We start from the raw sequence: 20357 nt of genomic DNA on the forward strand, positions 1-20357 counted from the left end.
GGGCCGGCGCGTGAACACACGGCCGGCCCAAAATCTTCCTGGTTCAAACCATCAGAAACGATAGTTCACACCGACTTTGACATTGTGGTGCTTCGGAGTGGCTCGCGTGCTGAGCGTGCCCGCGTCCGTATCGAAAGCGACATCGGTCTTTCCGAAATGGCGGTATTCCCACTCTGCGAACATCGACAGGTTTTCGTTCAGCTTACGCTCGACGCCCAAGCCCGCCGCAACGCCGGTATCCGAGAAACCCTTGGTCTGGGAACTGCTTGCATCCGAAAGCGTGTAATCGAAGTCGCCATGGGCAACCCCGAAGGTTCCATAAACCAGCGTGTTCGGACTGACCTCGTAGCCGGTCTTCATCCGCAGCGAAACGAGATAGTTCAGTTCGGACTCGATCTCGCTGTCGGTGCCGAACGGGCTGATATTCTCGCTGGCATCGACACTGCCACCCTCGATACCCAGTTCCGGACCGAAAACCCACTTGTCCTTCTGCCAGCGATAACCGGCATGCAGCCCGGCATTGACGCCTTTCAAATCCAGGTCACCAAGATCCGTGTCACGGGCACCTGTGTCACTGTTCTCAAATCCAACAGAATCATCACTGCCGAGCACATAGCCCAGCGATCCACCGACATATGCACCAGCCCAATCGGAAACCGGAGTCGGCTCGACGACCACCGGGGTTGGTTCGATCACGGGGGCAACAAAGCCGCCAGCATATGCCACACCACTGATCAACGTCGTAACACTTGAAACAGCACAAACCGTGGCAAGAAATTTTCCACGCATTTCGAATCTCCAATACTCTAGGGTGCCGCATGCCACGCATTTCCCGCAAACATGTCGGCAAGGTAAGGGCAGATAACGCCCTGCGAATGCAAATTGCAATCTGGCAATAGCCGCAAATTCGACAACTGGCATGAATATGCCGTCGCAAGCGACAGTTCTACAACACCCTGGTTCCTCCGAGGTCTCAGATGTCGAGATTTTCAACACTTAGAGCATTCTGCTGGATGAATTCCCGCCGCGGCTCAACGACATCACCCATCAGTTTGGTGAACAGATCCTCCGCCTCGGCAACATCCTCGATACGCACTTGCAGCAGGGTCCGTGCAACCGGATCGAGGGTGGTTTCCCATAGCTGATCGGGATTCATCTCCCCCAAGCCCTTGTATCTCTGGAGGGAAAGGCCCTTCTCTCCCTCAAGGAAGATTGCCGCAAGCAAACCGAGCGGTCCGTAGATCGGCAATTCGCGATCCTTGCGAATCAGCCGGGCAGGCTTGCCGTAAACATCCTGCAAGGCCTTCGTCATTTCCGCCAGACGGCGGCTTTCGCCGCTCCTCAGCATCTGGCCGTCGAGCGTTCTGCTTTCCTCCACCCCGCGCAGCATCCGGGTCAAGCGGATGCCGCCATCCTGGGTCGGACGCCCACCCCATCCACGCTCATATTCCTCGGCCACCATGTCCAGGCGCTCGGCAACCGCATCGGCGGCGCCCTGCGCATCCGAGTCGATCCTGCCCGGCATCAGCGCCCCGGCGATCGCGGCCTGCTCCGTGATATGCGGCGGGTAATGCGTCGGATAAGCCCGCAGAATGCGCCGGGCAGTGCGCGCTTCTTCCACGACCCGGGCAAGATCGTTGCCCACGATTTCCTCGCCCGATCCAAGCCGCAACGCCGCGCCGTCGACACCCTGCTGAATCAGGTAATCCTCCAGCGCCGCCTCGTTCTTCAGATAGACCTCGGACCGACCCCGACCGACCTTGTAAAGCGGCGGTTGAGCGATATAGAGATGCCCCGCCTCGATCAGTTCGGGCATCTGGCGGAAGAAGAACGTCAGCAACAATGTCCGGATATGCGCGCCGTCCACGTCTGCATCGGTCATGATGACGATCTTGTGATAGCGCAGCTTTGACAGGTTGAACTCGTCGCGTCCGATCCCCGTCCCCAGGGCCGTGATCAGCGTGCCGACCGTTTCCGACGACAGCATCCGGTCGAACCGAGCGCGCTCCACGTTCAGGATCTTGCCACGCAGGGGCAGCACCGCCTGATTCTTGCGCGAGCGGCCCTGCTTGGCCGAACCACCCGCCGAGTCACCCTCGACGATGAACAATTCGGACAGGGAGGGATCCTTTTCCTGGCAATCGGCCAGCTTGCCGGGCAGGCTGGCAACATCCATCGCGGTCTTGCGGCGGGTCAGTTCGCGCGCCTTCCGGGCAGCCTCGCGCGCCAATGCCGCCTCGATGATCTTGCCGACGATCTGCTTGGCCTCGTTCGGGTTTTCCTCGAACCATTCAGCCAGCTTCTCGTTGACCATGCCCTCGACGGCCGGACGGACCTCGCTTGAAACCAGCTTGTCCTTGGTTTGGCTGGAGAATTTCGGGTCAGGCACCTTGACCGACAGCACGCAGGTCAGCCCCTCGCGCGCATCGTCGCCGGTGAAATCGACTTTCTCCTTCTTCGCGATCCCACTGGATTGCGCATATTGGTTGATCACCCGCGTCAGCGCCCCGCGAAAACCCGCCATATGGGTGCCGCCATCCCGCTGCGGGATATTGTTGGTAAAGGGAAGCACGGTTTCATGGTAGCTGTCATTCCACCACATCGCGACTTCGACCCCGATGCCGTTGCGCTCGCCGGTGATGAAAATCGGCTCCGGCATAACCGGTGCCTTGGAACGGTCGAGATATTTCACGAATTCGCGCACGCCGCCTTCATAGAACAACTCGGTGCGCTGCAAATCGGCGTGGCGGCTGTCCTCCAGGATGATCCGCACGCCGCTGTTCAGGAAGGCCAATTCCCGCAGGCGGTTTTCCAGCGTCTTGAAGCTGTATTCCAGGTTGCTGAAGGTGCCGTTCGGGTCGTTCGTCTTGGCCGAGGCAAGGAAACGGACTTCGGTTCCAGTCTCACCTTCCGCCGCATCGCCGACCACGCGCAGATGCTCAACGGTATCGCCATGCTCGAAGCGGGCGTAATGTTCCTTGCCATTGCGCCAGATACGCAGCTCCAGCCAATCGCTGAGCGCGTTCACAACCGACACGCCGACGCCATGCAGACCGCCCGAGACCTTGTAGCTGTTCTGGTCGAATTTCCCGCCTGCGTGAAGCTGGGTCATGATGACCTCGGCGGCGCTGACCCCTTCGCCGGAATGCGTCTCGACCGGGATGCCTCGGCCATTATCACGGACGCTGACGCTGTTATCGGCGTGGATTTCGACCTTCACATAGTCGGCATAATCGGCCAGCGCCTCGTCGATGCCGTTATCGACGACCTCGTAGACCATATGATGCAGGCCGCTGCCGTCATCGGTATCGCCGATATACATGCCGGGCCGCTTGCGAACGGCTTCCAACCCCTTGAGAACTTTAATGGAATCTGCACCGTAATCTGCTGGCTGCGGGGCGGTGTTGGTCATGTGCTATGGTTCCTGTCAATCTGATGATGATATAGCCATTCGCGAAGGGAAAGTCACGGCGAACACTGGGTTTTTTCCACCGCACCGGCCGGGTTCAGCCGGCCAGCATCTGGCCCAGCCCGATGACGCATCCAACCGCGATCAAAAGCCCGCCCGAGACCAGGTTCATCCGCCGCAAGCCGGTTGGGCTGGACAGCCTTGAACGGGCGGCGGCGATCGCTCCACCCATGCCGAGATTGAGGCAAAAGGGAATTGCGCAGGACATGACAACAACGGTGGTGACATCCGGTCCGGTCAGTTTCGTGACATCGAAAAAACCAGGCAGCACACCGACATAGAACAGCGCCGCCTTGGGATTCCCTGCGATGGCCAGGATACCCGCCGAAAATCCAGCCCATGTGCCGCTGCGGGTCAGGCGCGAGTCGCGTTCGACCGGCTGTGATGCCTTGCGCAACAGCATGATGCCCATGCCGATAAACACCGCCGCCGCGATCCAGCGCATCGCCTCGATCAGCATGGCGTTTTGTGCAACGATCACGGCCAGCCCGAAAATCGCGATCAGCGGCCAGATCGCGTCGCCGATGGCGACTCCGATCGCCAGGGGCCAAACCCCCTTGAAGCCCGAGGCGAGCGCACGCGCGATGATTGCCACCCAGACCGGACCCGGCGTGAACCAGATCCCGACCATGGCGATGGCGTAAAGCCAGATCGACTCGGCTTGCAATGTCATTCAATCTCCTCGGCGCTGGACGCGCCGCCATCCTTGCGAACCGACAGCCGCCGAGTCCTTGCGCCGAAATCGGTGAACAATTCCGGACCTGTTCCCGTCAGCAATGTCTGTGCGGGCAAGGCCGTGATCCGGTCATACAATGCCGCGCGCCTCTCCGCATCGAGATGCGCGGCGACCTCATCCAGCAGCAGAACCACCGGCTGATCCGACAGGGCGCGGGCATTGGCCAGAACCAGCGACAGAAGCAACGCCTTCTGCTCTCCGGTCGATGACAATGCCGCAGGCATCTGCTGCGGCCCCCAATGCGCGCCCAGATCGGCGCGATGCGGTCCGGTCAGGCTGCGCCCCGCCGCTAGATCTCGCGCCCGCATGGCGGCCAATCTCGCGGCAATGCTCTCTTCGTCCGGATCGTCGGCCTGCCCTTCGCCGGGCATAAGGGTCAGGACCGCCGCCGGAAACCCTGTTGCGTCCTGATCCTGCGCCGCCATGATCCGTGTCAGTGCCGCTTGCCGGTTGCGGGTCAGGGCAGCGCCCGCCGCAGCCATTTGCGCCTCCAGCGCCCGGTACCAGCCGGGATCGGTCACCTGGTCCTTCAGCAGGCGGTTCCGTTCACGCATGGATTTGTCATAGGCAAGCGCATGTTCGGCATGATCCGGAAACAGGCTGAGCGCGACCCGGTCCATGAACCTGCGGCGCGTTTCGGGCCCATCGGACCAGAGCCGGTCCATCGCCGGAACCAGCCAGATCACCCGAAGCAACCGCCCCAAAGTGGTTTGCGGCACCTGCTTGTCATCGATCACGACTCCGCGGGACTGGCCGGGCGGTGCCGTGGTAGCGACCTCATGATCGCCGATGCGCGCCCTGATCCGCCAGCCGGCATCACGCCCCTGCCGGGCCTGGTCGGGGGCGGGAACCGCCCGAAGCCCGCGCCCTGGGGCCAGCATGGACACCGCTTCCAGGATATTGGTCTTGCCTGATCCGTTCGGGCCAAAGATCGCCATGGGGCGCCGGTCAAGTTCCAGATCCAGCCGTGGCCAGGACCGGAACTGCGCCAGCGACAGATCCCTGACCGTCACACCCGCATCGGCATGACGACATAAATCGCGCTTTGATCGCTGCCTTCGCGGATCAGCGCGGCGTCGCCCGAGCCGTTGAACATGAACACCGCATTGTCACGATCGACCTGGCTGGCGATTTCCTGCAGGTATTTGGCGTTAAAGCCGATCTCCAGCGGTTCATCGGAATAGGCCACGATCAGCTCTTCCTCGGCGGCACCGGAATCGGGCGCATTCACCGACAGGACCAGCCGATCGGATTCAAGCGCCAGCTTGACGGCGCGCGAGCGTTCGCTGCTGACCGTCGCCACACGATCCACGGCGCGGGCGAAATCGCTGGCATCGACCTCGAGCTTGCGGGTGTTGTTCGCGGGAATGACACGGGAGTAATCCGGGAAAGTGCCGTCGATGACCTTAGAGGTCAGGGTGATCTCGGGCGTGGCAAAGCGAATCTTGGTCTCGCTGACGGACACCGCGATATCGGCTTCGTCGTCATCCAGCAATTTGCGCAATTCACCCACCGTCTTGCGCGGAACGATCACGCCAGGCAGATCCGCCGCGCCTTCGGGCAACAAAGCATCAATACGGGCCAGCCGATGACCGTCGGTCGCCACGCAGCGCAGCACCTGACCATCCTCGGATTGCGCCACATGCATATAGACACCGTTCAGGTAATAACGCGTCTCTTCGGTCGATATGGCGAATTTCGCCTTGTCGAACAGCCGCCGCAGCACCGAAGCCGGAGCTGTGAAATTGGCGCTGTATTCGGTCGCTGCCAGAACCGGGAAATCCTCGCGCGGAAGCGTGGCGAGGCTGAAATTCGACCGTCCGGCCTCGACGGTCAGCCGCCCCGCCGCATCGTCCGAGGTGATCTGGACCAATGCGCCATCGGGCAGCTTCCGGGCGATCTCGTTCAGCATGATGGCGCTGACGGTGGTCGCGCCGGGCCGCTCGACCTGAGCGGGCGCGCGGTCCACCACTTCGACATCGAGATCGGTGGCGCGGAAACTGACCCCGTCTGGCTTCGCCTCTATCAGGACATTTGCGAGAATGGGGATTGTGTTGCGCCGCTCAACGACCGATTGGGCCTGCGATACGGCTTTGACCAGAACGGCGCGCTCGATCGAGAATTTCATCGCTCTTCCCTGTCCCTTCAGGCCATGCGGCCCATTCCACGGACCTGATTTGTAACCGCCTGCCGTGGCGGTCACAAGGATTTCATGACACTGTCTGCTTCAGGCTTCGAGTTGCCGTCTGAGAAGGGCGATATCTTCCGCCAGCCCCGAGTCTTCGCCAGCCAGTTCCTCGATCTTGCGCACGCCATGCATGATGGTGGTATGGTCGCGCCCGCCGAACCTGCGCCCGATCTCTGGCAGCGAGCGATTGGTGAGCTGCTTGGACAGATACATCGCGATCTGGCGCGGCCGCGCCACGTTCCGCGCCCGCTTGGGGCCCATCATGTCGGCAAGGCGGATATTGTAATGCTCGGCCACCTTACGCTGGATATCGTCGATCGAGATCTTGCGGTCATTGGTGCGCAGAATGTCGGTCAGGCATTCCTGGGCCACTTCCAGCGTGATCTCGCGGCGCAGAAGGCTGGCATGGGCAAACAGCCGTTGAAGCGCGCCTTCGAGCACGCGGACATTGGTGGTGATTCGATTTGCAAGGAATTCCAGGACCCCGTTGCCGATCTGCAGATCCGGCTGCTGCTGGCGAAATACCTCGGTCTTGGATTGCAGGATGCCCAGGCGCAGCTCGTAGGTGGTGGGATGCAGATCGACGATCAGGCCACAGGAAAGGCGTGATTTTATCCGCTCTTCCAGGCCCTTGATTTCCGCCGGCGTGCGGTCCGCCGAAATGACGATCTGCTTTCCCTGATCTACCAATGCATTGAAGGTGTGGAAGAATTCTTCCTGCGTGCTGTCCTTTCCGGCAATGAACTGGACATCGTCCACCATCAGCATGTTCACGTTCCGGAACATGCCCTTGAAATCCATGATCGTGCTTTCACGCAGCGCCTGCACGAAACGATACATGAACTGCTCGGCCGAGAGATACAGCACTCGCGCCGAGGGATCGCGCTGCTGATAATCATGTGCAATTGCATGCATCAAATGGGTCTTGCCCAAGCCCACACCACCATAGAGAAACAGCGGGTTGAAGCCGACCGGGCCGCCCTCGGATACACGGCGGGCGGCGGCATGCGCCAATTCGTTGGGCTTGCCGACGACGAAATTGCCAAAGGTAAAGCGCGGGTCGAGCGGCGCACCAAGTTCGGGCCTTCCCGCATCGGAGGCATTCCGCGCCGCCTTCGCCGTTGCCGGGCGGGAGGCGCCCTTTTCGCTCGCGGGGCGAGGCTCGCCGCTTTCCTGCGGAATAACGTCGAAACGCAGCCGTTCGATATGCTGGCCGTGGCGTGAAAGTTCGCCCATGATGTCATTTGCGAAATGACGGCTTACCCAATCCGAAATGAAGCGTGTCGGGCTGGCAAACCGTGCCACGCCCTCTTCCAGAGCGGTCAGACGGAGAGGCTTGATCCAGTGATTGAAATTATTCGGTCCGACGGATTGTTCCAGTTTGATACATGCCTGCCCCCAAATTTCTTCCATCTCTTCGTCCAGCCTTTATCCTGTCTGATCCCAGCCAAATCGGGAGGCCGGGACTCCCTGTTTTTCCTTGGGGAGCTTGATAGGCAATAGAACACCGGGTGCCCGCAACGCGGTCACCGGATCGGGTCCTTACCCGTACCAATCAAACGACAGGGACGCACAGAGGCCGGTGGCAGCCGACCGCCGCGAGTCCAAGGGCAGAAGAGATGGTCCCTTTCAGCGCCCGATCGCACCACAGATACCGAATCAATTTCCGGTTTTCGGCGCGACCTGTCCCCCAAAGAGCGACGTGAATCGCAGACTAAAATTTGCATCAGTGAAGCCCGTCGTGCAACTGAACTATGCGCTTGACAGGCATTGTTGGTCAGCGAATCTGCAAGGCCTTTGACTCATAAGTGAAAAATTCAAAACCGTTCAAAATGAATGATTTAATGGCTTTCTGCAGATGCACAAACAAACAGCGGGCGCGCAGGGAGACTGCACGCCCGTTGTTGGAAACAGGGTCTTACTATGCCGTATCAAAGCGCTTTTTGCGTATCGTGCAACACACGATTCAGGCTGCGGCAAGCGCCTTCACACGAGCCGACAGACGCGACATTTTCCGCGCTGCAGTATTCTTGTGATAGATACCCTTCGTGACTCCCCGCATCAGTTCGGGCTGAGCGGTTTTCAGGGCTTCGCGAGCACCCTCGCATTGCCGGCGGCAATTGCCTCTTCGACCTTGCGCACAAAAGTACGGATGCGCGACCGGCGGGCTTTGTTGACCTCGGTGCTGCGCAGGGTCTGGCGTGCGCGCTTCTTGGATTGGGGCGTATTGGCCATGTGTATGCGGTTCCGACTGTTTTCGGGTAAATTCTTGAAGCCGCGCTTCTACGCGCGGCCCCGCTCCAAGTCAACAGTTGCTGGCTGATTCTTTTGCCTGCCCTGTTTCCCCCCTCCGGGTTCGCGGTCAAAATGCGACTTATTTGTCGCGGAACTGTGCCTCGCGCTTCTCCATGAAGGCCGCCATGCCCTCTTTCTGGTCTTCGGTCGCGAACATCGAATGGAAGGTGCGGCGCTCGAACAACAACCCTTCGCGCAACGTGGTTTCATAGGATCTATTGACCGATTCCTTCACGGCCTTGATGGTGATGGCCGATTTTTCGGCGATCTTGCGTGCCGCCGCCATTGCCTCGGGAATCAGCTTGGGCGTCGGCACCACGCGGCTGACGAGACCGGAACGCTCGGCCTCGGCGGCATCCATGAAGCGGCCGGTCAGGTTCATGTCCATCGCCTTGGCCTTGCCGACGAATCGGGTCAGCCGCTGCGTTCCGCCGATACCCGCGACGACGCCCAGATTGATCTCGGGTTGTCCGAACTTGGCGTTCTCGGCGCAGATGATGAAATCGCAGATCATCGCCAGTTCGCAGCCACCACCCAGGGCGTAGCCACTGACCGCGGCGATGATCGGCTTGCGCACGCGCTGGATCGCGTCGATCTTTTCGCCGAAGAGATCCTCGCCATAGACATCGACAAAGCTCTTCTCGGACATCTCCTTGATATCCGCGCCTGCGGCGAAAGCCTTTTCGCTTCCGGTCAGAACGATGCAGCGCACCTTGTCGTTCCGGTCCGCCTTGGTCAGCGCCTCTGACAACTCGCCAAGCAGCTGGCTGTTGAGCGCATTGCGAGCCTCGGGACGATTCAGCCGAATCAGGGCAATCTCGTCCTCGATTTCCACGATAATCGTTTCGTAAGCCATTTGAGTGGCCCTCGTTGCTGATGAGCATTGCAGCGAGTCCTAACAGGAGGTTCACCACGAGGCCAGTATTTGAATTCCCTTTACTGCAATCCGCAGGGGTCCCGTCAGTCGAGATGGCTGGCGATGGCGCGGGCAAGGGCGAAGGCGCGCTGCTCTAGGATCACCGGCGTTTCACAGACATAGGTCAGCGATTGCTGGCGCTCGGTAAAGATGCGCTGATCCCAATCGAGCGCTTCCTCCTCGGCATCGATCGCATCGAAATCCGGATTGTCGGCGGCCTCCAGCTCGGCCATCTTCGCGCGGCGGCTTTCGATCTTTTCGGACAGTTCGACCTGTTTCTGACCATAGCGCGCGATACCGGCAATGAGCGCGCTGCGATCCGGTTCGATCCGGTTGAAGATTGCCAGCATCAGCGCCGTGAGTTGCTCGGGATCGGCCTCTTTCGCGAATTCGGCGATCTCGGCCTCGGCCTCTTCCAGCGGCAGGCGGCGCTGCTCCAGCCGGTCGGCCAGAGCGGCGATCTCCGGGTCGCGGGCCAGCTCCCCGGCCGTCTCGTCCGGAACCGGACCGGACCAGATTTGTCCCAGAGAGAGATGAGGCTGCTTGCGCTGGATACATGGCCAGGTCGGATCGGTCCCGCTGGCTGCCAGCGCCGGTCCCGCGGCCAGAAGAAGGATCAATGTCAGGACATGCTTCATGCCACTCCCTTTCTGCGGGCCCAAAGCCCCTTGGCCGGATCATACATGAACACGGCGGCCCCGAAGAACCCCGCCAAACAGCCTAGGACCACGGCCAGCGACAGCCAGTTCACCTGCATATAGAGCCCGAAACGGATCAGTTCGACGGCATGGGTGAACGGGTTCACGGCGCAGATATCGTGCAGAAGCGTCGAACTTTCCCGCATCCGCCAGAGGGGATAGAGCGCGGAAGAGGCGAAGAACATCGGGAAGATGACGAAATTCATCACGCCCGCAAAGTTCTCCAATTGCCGTATGGCCGAGGACAGGAACAACCCCATCGCACCCAGCATCAACCCCGACAGGATCAGGGCTGGCAGGACGGTCAGGTAACCCAATGCGGGCGGACTCACGTCCCAGAACCATGCAATGGCAAGGAAGGTATAGACCTGGATGACCGATACGACCACGCCGGCCACAAGCTTGGAGCCCAGCAGGAACCAGCGTGGGAAGGGACTTACCAGCAGCGTCCTCATGGCCCCGGTTTCGCGGTCGTAAACCATCGAGAGCGATGACTGCATGCCGTTGAAAAGCTGGATCATCGCGCAGAGACCGGGCGTCACATAGACCTCGTAAAGCACATAGGTCTGGTAGGGTTCGGTGATCGACAGGCCGAGAACCGCGCGAAAACCGGCGGCAAAGATGAACAACCAGACCAGGGGACGGACCAATGCGGCAAGAAACCGGCCGCGCTGATTGACGAAGCGCAGCGTTTCGCGGCGAGCGATCCCGAGAAAGGCCGTGATCCAACTTCGAAGGGGGAAGGCGATGTCGCTCATATCGCGACTCCCGTGAGATCCAGGAATGCCTGGGTCAGTCCCTGCCCCTCCGTGATCTCCGATGCACGCCCCTGCCGCAAGACTTGCCCCTGATGCAGGATCACAAGATCGTCGGTGGGCTGGATCTCGTCCATGATATGGGTCGCCCAAAGCGCCGAAACCCCTTTTTCGGCGATCAGGCGACGGGTCAGGTCCAGCACCTCGGAGCGGGACTTCACGTCCAGCCCCACCGTCGCCTCGTCCAGAAGCAGGATATCGGGGCTGTGGATCAGGGCGCGGGCGATCTCTGCCCGGCGTTGCTGCCCACCCGAAAGGGCCGCGACGCGATCGCCCGATTTCCCACTCAGCCCGACCTGCGCCAGCACTTCTTCGATCCGTGCAGCCGAATCCCGGCGCGATATCCCGTGCAGGCTCGCATGATAGGCAAGGTTCTGGCGCACGGTCAGATCGGCATCCATGGCGCGACTTTGAAAGACCACGCCCAAGCGGGCCAGTGCCTGCGCAGGCTGGCGGCGCAGATCATAGCCCGCAACGCGGATACTCCCTGAACTGTTGTCGTATAGCCGGGTAATCAACGAGAACAGCGTGGTCTTGCCCGCACCGTTGACCCCCAGCAGCGCCGTGAACCCGCCACGCGGCACGGTCAGCGAGACTTCCTTCAGCGCCTGCACGCGTCCGAAATTATGGCTGACCCGATCTATTTCCAGCGCGGCTGTCACGGCTTCTTCTTTGTCCAAATACCTGTTTCACCTATTGGATGTTGAACACGGCCTGCTGGGTTTCGCCAGAGGATCCGGGAATCGACAAGGTGTAACGGCCGGGAACGATGGCGATAAAGCTCATGCTGGCGGTGCCAGCATCGTCGAATTCAAGGCTATGCACACCTATCGGCCGAATCTCGATATCGTTGATGACAACCTCGTTGACCCAGACCGCGCGAAAGAAATCGCCACCCGACAGCGCCAGTTCCTGGCTGCCATCGGCGTTGATGTCGATGCGGTAATAGCCACCCGATTTCAACGTATATTCGCCACCAGCGACCGGCTGGCCAGAGGCCAGCGTCAGCGGCGCCAGATCGGTCCGATTGTCGCGCGCCAGCACGCCCGCGAAGCCGTAGTCATACTTGCCCGCAGCCTCGTAGGCGCCTTCTCCGCCGGCGGCTTCCTCCTCGTCATCATCATCCTCTTCGGCCGCGACGGCCCCGGCTTCAGTGGCCTCGGATGCGCTCGCATCATTGCTGGCTGCCTCTTGCGCGGCGGCAGGGACCGCCAAACCGGCCATGATCATCAGGATCGTCAGCAAACGGATCATATTGTTCTCCTCCTCGATTTCTTGCTGGCCGCCGATTACTCCGGTGCGACGACGACACCCCAGGGCTGCTGGCCAACGGGCACGGATTTCACCACTTCCGTGGCCTCGACATCGATCACAGAGACGTCGTTCGAGTTGCCGTTCGTGGTGAACAGGTATTTCTCGTCCGGCGTGAAGGCCATCTGCCAGACACGCTGCCCGACCAGAAGATAATCCAGCACCTCGTCCGTCTCTCCATCGATGACGGCAACACGGTTCGAAGGGCCGAGGGCCACGAAGACCTTCTTGCCGTCAGAGGTCACGCGAACCCCTACGGGTTGGATCGCCTCGGGCAGTACGCCGGGGATCTCGAAATTGATCTTGTGGACGATCTCCTGCGCCTGCGGATCGATCACGCTGACCGTTCCACCGATCTCGGCGCTGACATAAAGCTTGCTGCCATCGTGGTTGTACTCGGCAAAGCGCGGACGGGAATCGACCAGCACATTGGCGAAAATCTCGAATGTTTCGCTATCGATGAAATGCGCCATATTGGTGGTTTCCGAGGTATTGATGACCACCTTGCCGTCGGGGCTGATCCCCATGCCCTCGGGCTCCACCCCCACGGGGATCTCGGCCAGCACCTGATGGGTTTCGGTATCCACCACGGTCACCAGGTTGTCGTCCTCATTGGCGATATAGAGCGGATTGCCCGAGGGATGCAGCACGAACAGTTCCGGGTCGGGGCCGGATGGCAGCGTGTGCAGTTCCTGCATGGTCTCGGGATCGAAGACCCGCACCAGGTCGTCATCCGAAGCGCAGACATACAGTTCCTTGCCGTCGGGACTGATGGTGATGCCGCGCGGGCGGTTGCCGACCGGATAGGTGCCGATCACCTCAAGCGTCTCACTGTCCAGAACGGTGACATCATTGCCCTTCTCGTTGCTGACAAAGACACGGTTGGCCAGCACCGGCGTGGCGGCAAGGCACAAGGCAAGGGTCAGGATATGTTTCATGTCGGCTCCCGGAATTCGCATTCGGTTTCGGGGCGGTCGATCCCCAGGGTGTCGAGTTGGCTGATCCGATGCAGATATTGCTCTTGCGGGCTGACCGAGGCCAACAGCAGGCCCGTCGTCAGCAGGATCGGCTGGCGAAGCTGATGGTCCCAGTCACGCATGGTCAGTTTTTGGCCCTTGAAGCCCGCCACCTCGAAATTCTCGGACAGCATGAATTCCTTCAGCACTTCGGGATCGGCGGACTGGCTGCGCGTCGCTGCCTCTCCGATCATGCGCAGCGCCAGCCATGTCTGGTAATCCTCTTCCCGCATCGGACGGTTGGCCAATTCCTCGAAGCGGTTCTGGAACTGGGTCGCACCCCAGGCCTCCATCGCCGGATGCCATGTGCGCGGCACCAGCCCGGCGGAGCCGGTCACCGGGCGGGGATCCCATGTCTGGTAAGGCAGGTAGGCGGCGAAGACATCCGCCTCGTCCGCGGCGACGACCACGTCGTGACCGGGTGCGCGTTGGGTAAAGACCGGCATCTGCCTTTGCACCTGCACATGGCCTGAATCGGTGCGACGGGCGCCGCCGGTATCCTCGTAGACACGCTCCTCCACGATCCGGGCTCCGAATTTCACGGCAGATCGCTTGAGGGCTGCCGCGAAGGCCGCGTCCTCGGGATGGCTGCCCTCTATCAGGAACCAGCGGGGCCAGTTCTTCCACATCAGGAATTGCGCCAGACCGTCGGCGAGCATCGCATGGCTGGGTGCGACATGAATGGTGTTGGCCCGGCAATCCACGCCCCGCAGGTTGTCGCCCCGGGCGGCGGCATTGAACAGCATCGCCCGGTCGCCCGCCTGATCCGCGAGGGCCAGCATGGTTTCGTCATCGGCAAGGACCACGATGAACGCGACACCCTCGCCGATCAGGCGCTCCAGTTCCTCCACCGCGGTCTCCGGCGTCGCGACGACCTCCTCGGCCTCGAAATCCTGGCCCATGAACCGGCCGGTCGTGTCGTTGTCCTCGATCGCAAGCCGCGCGCCTGCGAAGCCCAGATCCTCCGCCGGCAGTTCCAACCGGGATATCGGCGGCAGGCCGGGCCTGTCCACGCGCAGAACCGCGGCGCCGATCACCGTCGGCTCTGGCCGTTCCTGCGCCGGGGCCGGGCTGGCGATCAGCCAGATACCAGCCAAAAGTACTATGATTCCCTTGAACATTTCTTTCCTCTCCCGGCCCGTATGTTGAGTGTCGCGACGTCCTTCGGCAACCCGTATTATCTTCCCGGTCCAGGCGGGAAGATTTGTCTACAGCTTTCGTCTGATAGACGTGGCAAAGCGGCGCAGGGCATGGTTGCCCCATCAAGACGCCCGCCCGTGGCGCGGGCTTTCGCGGGAGGAATTGGGAATATGAAGCTGAAACTGCTTGCCGTCACCCTTGGCGCGCTTCTCGCCCTGGCGGGGATGGCAAATGCGCATGGTCCGTCACGGCAGAAGGCGCAGATGAGCGTGACACTGGATGCCAGCCCAGACGAGGTCTGGGAGGCGATCGGGCATTTCGACGACATGGGCTGGCACCCCGCCATCGCCTCGACCGAGATGATACCCGAGGGTGCGCCGGTTGATATTCCTGACGAATCCATCCGCATGCTGCATTTGAAGGCCGATGAGGGCGATCCGACGATCACCGAGCAATTGATCGGATGGGATCCGGAAAAGCGCATGTACAAATACATGATCACCGATGTCGCGGTCGAGGTTCTGCCGGTGACGAATTATTCCTCGACGCTGCAGGTCAAGGACAAGGACGGCAAGGCCGAGGTGATCTGGAAAGCGGGCTTCTATCGCGGCTTTCCGAATAATGACCCTCCTGCGGAACTGAATGACGAGGCTGCGGTCGCTGCGGTCGAGGGTATCTACCAAGCCGGTATGGACGCGCTGGCCGAACGATTCGGCAAGCTCGAATAGCCCCGATAGGCGGCGTTGCGCCATCATGCGTTGCGCCGGTGCAGCGGATGGAATAGCAAGCCGTTCTTGACGAGCATTCACTGGGAACCCGGCCGTGACATCCGCATACCGCACCTGCACAGGGCATACACAATCCCGGCGCAGGCAGCCCGCGTTGCACTGCTACTGGCGGCAGATTGCCGCTGGTTGGCCCGCGACCGTCGCAGGGCGCAAGCCACTGGCTGTGACGATACGCAGGGCGATGATCTCGATACTGGCGCTGTTCTTGCCGCTCTCTTCCGCCTTGGCCGCGGATCTCGCCTTCATCACTTCGCAGAACGGAAATGCGGTCTCGATTCTCGATTTGAACAGCCACGAGATCGTTGCCCAGACCCCTCTGGACGGCGCGCCCGCCCCGGTCGCCTATGATCCCCAGACCGGACGCGCCTATGTCATTTCCGCCGACACCGGACGATTGAGTGTGCTGGACGAAAAGGCTCGGATCGTCGACCGCAGGGAACTGGGCGAAGGCGCCTTTGGCGTCGCAGTGGCGCCGAATGGCGGGGTTTTCGTCACCGACTGGTTCAGCGGCAAGCTGATGCGCCTGGATGGCGAGCTGAAACAGGCATGGATCGCCGAGACCGGCGCCGCACCGGCGGGAGTCGCCGTCAGCCATGACGGCCTGCTGGTCGCCACCGCGGATCGCGACGACAACCAGGTCAGCATCTTCGATGCCGGAACGGGGCGGCTGATCCGCAGGATCGGAACCGCGGGCGAGCATCCCTTCGCCATTACCTTCCACAATGGACGGCTCTGGACCGCCGATGTGATGAGCGATGTCGTCTCCGTCATCGATCCAATCGGGGGAAAGCTGGTCGGACGGGTCGAAACCGGCAGGCATCCCTATGGGATCGCCTTCGCGCAAGGGCGCGGTTTCATCAGCAATCAATATGATGGCACCCTGACCGTATTCGATCCGGAAAACCTGGAGGTCCTGGACGAGATCGAGACCGGCGATTATCCCGAGGGTATAGCCCCCCTGCCCGATGGCAGCGGTGTCGTGGTTGCCAATTGGGATTCCGATACGGTGACCTTGGTGGACGCGAAAAAGCTCAAGACAAATGCCGAGATCGAGATGCCTGCAGGTCCTCGCGCCTTCGGCCAGTTCACGGGGCGACAGGTTCAGCCCTGACCAGGTCAGGACCCATCGCCGCCTGCCAGTCATCCGTACCGCCGGGGAACCAGATGACCCGGCTATAACCCATCGACACGGCCCGCTTCGCGGCGTTCCAGCTCATCCAGCAATCCGCGCGGCAGAAAATGACGACCGGCGCGGCCTTGTCGCCGCCGGTTGCCCGCTCCAGGCCATCCCTCAGCCGCGTCTGCTCGGTTTCGGACAGTTCTTCGTAACCGGTATCCCATAGCCAGATTGCGCCGGGAATCGTATCGTGGCGCGGTTCCCGCCAGACCGAATCCTCGGGCAGGTTGTCGGGTTTTCGGGTCCGGGGAAGCACGTCGACGAAGGCGGTGCCATCGGCCTGCAATTCGATGGCGCGTTCGGCATCGATCACCTCCGCCCCCGCCAGCGTATCCGGAACCGGGGCCCTGTAAGGCGCGCCCCGGTATTCCGCCGGCTCGGGCACCTCGGCCAGAACCGGGACGGCGGCAAGCGCGAAAACGGCCATCCAGCGCATCATGGCAGGAGTTCCTTGCCATAATCATCCACCAGGGGCACGCCCGCCTCTTTCAGGATGGCGTTGATCTCTTCCTGGTGGCGGCGGATCAGGCTGTTAAGTTCCCGTTTCCATTCCTGTTCGCCGGGACGCACGCCCATGGTGATGCGGTAGAACATCCTGGGGCCCGTTGTCTCCTTCAGGAGCGGCATGAACCGCATCTCGGGATCGTCCTTGATCCTTGGTCCGGCCATGGGCCCCCACAACACGGCTGCATCCAGCGTGCCGTTGCGGACATCCTCAAGCAAATCGCCGACCGGATCCTCGACCCGGCGGTCGACCATCAGATCGGCACCGTGCATATCCTTGGCCAATCCTGCCCGCGCCATGATCGTGGCCGGCGGCGTCCCCGCGACCACCCCGATGGGGTGATCCTTCAGCGCCGGATCGGTGAGGTGATCGACAGAGGCGAGATCGCCATCCTTGCGGGTGACGATCCCATAGACCGATGTGTAGTAGTGATTGGTGTTCTGCACCAGCTCGTCGCCCTGCGCATAGCCCATCACCACGTCGCAGGTTCCCGCCCGCAGCGTCCTGGTGATGAAGCCCATGCCCGAGGGAAACCAGCTATAGGTCACCGGCCTGTCCAGGAGTTGGCCGAACAGATCGGCCAGCTCGTTCTCGAAACCGGTGCCATCCTTGACCGACATCGGTGCATTGGCGGGATCCGCGCAGACGCGGAACTGCGTCGTCGACCGCAGATCGGCCACCTGCGCGGTTGCCAGCCCGGATGCGCAGAGCCAGGCGATGAAAGCGTATGAGGCGACGAACCTCATGCTACATCGACATGCAGGAATCTTCCTGCGCGATGAAATCGTCCGATTTTTCCGCCTTTTTCGCCGGACGCCCCCGCGGAATCGAATCGGTGCCACGCGCAAGCAGATAGACATAGATATCGTCGATATAGCACCACACGTTCTTGTTGGTACCGAAAGCCGGCATCACCTGGTTCGCGGAATTGCTGACTTCCTGCTTGCCGGACGCGACGATTTCCTGGAAATCGTAATAATCCATCCGCAGAACCGATTTCTTCAACGCCGGCGCATAGGTCGAACCCTCGCCATCCGGGCCGTGGCAGACATGGCATTCGGCATGGTAACGGCGGAAGCCCGAGAAGGTGGCGTAGTCGACGGTGCCGTCATCCTCGATCTTGAAAGTCGGTATGCCTTCCTCGTTGTACCAGCGCCCATCCATCATTTCGGACGGGGTGATGTCATGACCGCTTGGCATGACGGACTGGTTTTCCTTGATTTCGACTTCCTCATCGGCTGGCGCAGCGTTTTCGCCGGTACCCTCTTGCGCAAAGGCCAAGCCGGCCACGGTTGCGCCAAGGACCAGCGCCGCAAGGCTGGTGATGGTTTTCATTGTCGGACGTCCTCCAAAAATCAATGTCTGCTCTCCTCAGACAGAACCGCCCCAGTCTATCGCTGGGGCGGTCCTTTCACAGATCACTTTTGCTCAATCGGAACGAAAGTATTAGCCTTCGTTCGTCTCTTCCTCCGTGGCTTCGTCGGCAGGAGCCTCTGCCACGTCACCCGGAACCTCGAACACGGTCAACTGACCGCCGAGCTCGGTATAGTCGCTGAGCGAGGCATAGCCCCCCACGGCGCCCAGACCATCGTTCGGGTTGGTCAGGCCAGCCGCAAGGCCGATCCCGGCCCAACCGCCAACGCCCGACAGCACCGCGACATATTGCTTGCCGTCATGCATGTAGGTCGTGACATTGCCGATGATGCCCGAGGGAGTCCTGAACTTGTAAAGCTCTTCGCCCGACTCGGCATCCACAGCCTTCAGATAACCTTCCAGCGTGCCGTAGAAGACCACGCCGCCAGCGGTTGCCAAGGCCCCCGACCAGACCGAGAACTGCTCGGGCAGCGACCATTTGATCTCGCCATTGATGTTGTCCCAGGCAATGAAATTGCCCATGCCGCCATGGCTTTCGGGCGCGGGATACATCGACAGGGTCGCGCCGACATAGGGCTGACCGGCGGTATAGGCGACGCGGAACGGCTCGTAATCCATGCAGACATGGTTGGTCGGCACGTAGAACAGCCCGGTATCCGGCGAATAGGCCGCCGGTTGCTGGTCCTTGGAACCAAGTGCCGCCGGGCAGACGCCGGTGGTATTGGTGTCCTCGCCATTCTGCTCGGTCGAGAATTCGGCGATCACGTCCGGACGGCCATAGTTTTCGGATTCCGGATCCATATCGACGCCATTGGTCCAGTTCACCGCCGGGTCGTATTTCTCGGCCACCAGAAGCTCGCCGGATTCGCGATCGAGGGTATAGGCCAGACCGTTCCGGTCGAAATGGGTCAGAAGCTTGCGCATCTCGCCATCGACTTCCTGATCGGTCAGGATCATCTCGTTCACGCCGTCGAAATCCCATTCGTCATGCGGCGTCATCTGGTAGAACCACTTGGCCATGCCGGTATCGGCATCGCGGGCCATGATGGTCATCGACCACTTGTTGTCGCCCGGACGCTGCGAGGGGTTCCAGGTCGAGGGGTTGCCGGTGCCGTAATAGATCAGGTTCAGTTCGGGGTCATAGGAGTACCAGCCCCAGGTGGTGCCGCCACCGATCTTCCACTGATCGCCTTCCCAGCTGTTCAGCGAGCTGTCGGCACCGATCGGCTTGCCAAGGACAGTGGTGTTCTCGGGATCGACCAGCATTTCCTCGTCCGGACCGGTCGAATAGGCTTTCCAGACCTCGGAGCCATCGGCAAGGCTATAGGCCGTCACCCGGCCGCGCACGCCGTATTCACCGCCCGACACGCCGACGATGACCTTGTCGCCCACCGGCAGCACGGTGGCGGTATTGGTCTCGCCTACCGCCGGATCGCCGGTCTTAACCTTCCACTTCTCTTCGCCGGTCTTGGCATCCAGCGCAACAAGGGTGGTGTCGGCCTGATGCGTCAGGATCATGCCATCCGCATAGGCCACGCCGCGGCTGACGGTATCGCAGCACATCACCGCTATGACTTCGGGATCCTGCTGCGGCTGGTATTTCCACAGGATCTTGCCCTCATCATTCAGATCCAGGGCATAGATATTGTTCGGGAAGGGTGTGTGGACATACATGATGTCGTCGATGATCAGCGGACCGCCCTCATGGCCGCGCAGCACACCGGTCGAGAAGGTCCAGGCGACGCGCATATCGCCGACATTGTCCTTGGTGATCTGGTCCAGTTCCGAATACCGGGTATTGGCATAATCGCCGGTCTGGATCGCCCATTGGCCGGTATCGCCAATCGCGGTCGTGACGCTTTCATTCGCATAGGCCGCTGCGCCCGAAAGCAGCAGCGCGACCGCAGCGCTGTTCAATAGTCGTTTCAT

Annotated in this window: 19 protein-coding genes and 1 pseudogene; 2 read left to right on the plus strand and 18 right to left on the minus strand. The window is 61.1% G+C overall.

The window, feature by feature from the left end; all coding sequences use genetic code 11:
- Nucleotides 1-51: 51 nt before the first annotated feature.
- The 14 genes and pseudogenes from A7A09_RS09365 to A7A09_RS09430 form a co-directional block, all read right to left on the minus strand.
- Complete coding sequence (locus tag A7A09_RS09365) at nt 52-789, minus strand: outer membrane protein (protein WP_170167064.1); 738 nt, start codon at nt 787-789, stop codon at nt 52-54.
- A gap of 184 nt (nt 790-973) precedes the next feature.
- The gene (gene gyrB / locus A7A09_RS09370) at nt 974-3412 is read right to left on the minus strand and encodes a DNA topoisomerase (ATP-hydrolyzing) subunit B (protein ID WP_106691156.1); all 2439 of its coding nucleotides are present in this window, start codon (nt 3410-3412) and stop codon (nt 974-976) included.
- A gap of 94 nt (nt 3413-3506) precedes the next feature.
- Nucleotides 3507-4142, minus strand: a complete 636-nt coding sequence (locus tag A7A09_RS09375; protein WP_106691157.1) for a LysE family translocator — start codon at nt 4140-4142, stop codon at nt 3507-3509.
- A complete protein-coding gene (recF, locus tag A7A09_RS09380) occupies nt 4139-5218 on the minus strand; it encodes a DNA replication/repair protein RecF (RefSeq protein WP_106691158.1) in 1080 nt (359 codons plus the stop codon). The genes A7A09_RS09375 and recF overlap by 4 nt, the downstream gene beginning before the upstream one ends.
- The gene (gene dnaN, locus A7A09_RS09385; RefSeq protein ID WP_106691159.1) at nt 5215-6333 is read right to left on the minus strand and encodes a DNA polymerase III subunit beta; all 1119 of its coding nucleotides are present in this window, start codon (nt 6331-6333) and stop codon (nt 5215-5217) included. Before dnaN ends, recF begins: the two co-directional genes overlap by 4 nt.
- A gap of 99 nt (nt 6334-6432) precedes the next feature.
- Nucleotides 6433-7806 (minus strand): chromosomal replication initiator protein DnaA, encoded by a 1374-nt coding sequence (dnaA, locus tag A7A09_RS09390; RefSeq protein ID WP_106691160.1) that lies wholly within the window; start codon nt 7804-7806, stop codon nt 6433-6435.
- Nucleotides 7807-8359: 553 nt separating this feature from the next.
- Nucleotides 8360-8628, minus strand: a pseudogene (gene rpsT / locus A7A09_RS09395) (30S ribosomal protein S20).
- A gap of 139 nt (nt 8629-8767) precedes the next feature.
- Nucleotides 8768-9544, minus strand: a complete 777-nt coding sequence (locus tag A7A09_RS09400; protein ID WP_106691161.1) for an enoyl-CoA hydratase — start codon at nt 9542-9544, stop codon at nt 8768-8770.
- Between the two features lie 104 nt (nt 9545-9648).
- Complete coding sequence (locus A7A09_RS09405) at nt 9649-10242, minus strand: hypothetical protein (protein WP_106691162.1); 594 nt, start codon at nt 10240-10242, stop codon at nt 9649-9651.
- Nucleotides 10239-11060, minus strand: coding sequence for an ABC transporter permease (locus A7A09_RS09410; RefSeq protein ID WP_106691163.1), 822 nt, complete (start codon nt 11058-11060; stop codon nt 10239-10241). The genes A7A09_RS09405 and A7A09_RS09410 overlap by 4 nt, the downstream gene beginning before the upstream one ends.
- Complete coding sequence (locus tag A7A09_RS09415) at nt 11057-11779, minus strand: ABC transporter ATP-binding protein (RefSeq protein ID WP_106691330.1); 723 nt, start codon at nt 11777-11779, stop codon at nt 11057-11059. Before A7A09_RS09415 ends, A7A09_RS09410 begins: the two co-directional genes overlap by 4 nt.
- A gap of 31 nt (nt 11780-11810) precedes the next feature.
- On the minus strand, nt 11811-12371 hold the full coding sequence (locus A7A09_RS09420) for a cupredoxin domain-containing protein (RefSeq protein WP_106691164.1): 561 nt from the start codon (nt 12369-12371) through the stop codon (nt 11811-11813).
- A 35-nt stretch (nt 12372-12406) separates the two neighbouring features.
- Complete coding sequence (locus tag A7A09_RS09425) at nt 12407-13366, minus strand: YVTN family beta-propeller repeat protein (protein WP_106691165.1); 960 nt, start codon at nt 13364-13366, stop codon at nt 12407-12409.
- Nucleotides 13363-14565, minus strand: a complete 1203-nt coding sequence (locus tag A7A09_RS09430; protein WP_106691166.1) for an ABC transporter substrate-binding protein — start codon at nt 14563-14565, stop codon at nt 13363-13365. The genes A7A09_RS09425 and A7A09_RS09430 overlap by 4 nt, the downstream gene beginning before the upstream one ends.
- 189 nt (nt 14566-14754) lie before the next feature.
- Between A7A09_RS09430 and A7A09_RS09435 the strand changes: the two genes are divergently transcribed.
- Complete coding sequence (locus A7A09_RS09435; RefSeq protein ID WP_106691167.1) at nt 14755-15312, plus strand: SRPBCC family protein; 558 nt, start codon at nt 14755-14757, stop codon at nt 15310-15312.
- A gap of 241 nt (nt 15313-15553) precedes the next feature.
- On the plus strand, nt 15554-16483 hold the full coding sequence (locus A7A09_RS09440) for a YncE family protein (protein WP_106691168.1): 930 nt from the start codon (nt 15554-15556) through the stop codon (nt 16481-16483).
- Here the strand turns inward: A7A09_RS09440 and A7A09_RS09445 are convergent.
- From A7A09_RS09445 to A7A09_RS09460, 4 genes are all read right to left on the minus strand, one after another.
- Nucleotides 16458-16988 (minus strand): PQQ-dependent catabolism-associated CXXCW motif protein, encoded by a 531-nt coding sequence (locus A7A09_RS09445; protein WP_106691169.1) that lies wholly within the window; start codon nt 16986-16988, stop codon nt 16458-16460. The two genes, A7A09_RS09440 and A7A09_RS09445, sit on opposite strands and share 26 nt — an antisense overlap.
- Nucleotides 16985-17800: a substrate-binding domain-containing protein gene (locus A7A09_RS09450; protein WP_106691170.1), complete on the minus strand. Its 816-nt coding sequence runs from the start codon at nt 17798-17800 to the stop codon at nt 16985-16987. Before A7A09_RS09450 ends, A7A09_RS09445 begins: the two co-directional genes overlap by 4 nt.
- Before the next feature lies 1 nt (nt 17801).
- Nucleotides 17802-18389: a c-type cytochrome, methanol metabolism-related gene (locus A7A09_RS09455; protein WP_211341089.1), complete on the minus strand. Its 588-nt coding sequence runs from the start codon at nt 18387-18389 to the stop codon at nt 17802-17804.
- A 111-nt stretch (nt 18390-18500) separates the two neighbouring features.
- Nucleotides 18501-20357, minus strand: a complete 1857-nt coding sequence (locus A7A09_RS09460) for a methanol/ethanol family PQQ-dependent dehydrogenase (RefSeq protein WP_106691171.1) — start codon at nt 20355-20357, stop codon at nt 18501-18503.

This window comes from Paracoccus methylarcula (assembly GCF_003007735.2).
Classification (GTDB): Bacteria; Pseudomonadota; Alphaproteobacteria; order Rhodobacterales; family Rhodobacteraceae; genus Paracoccus; species Paracoccus methylarcula.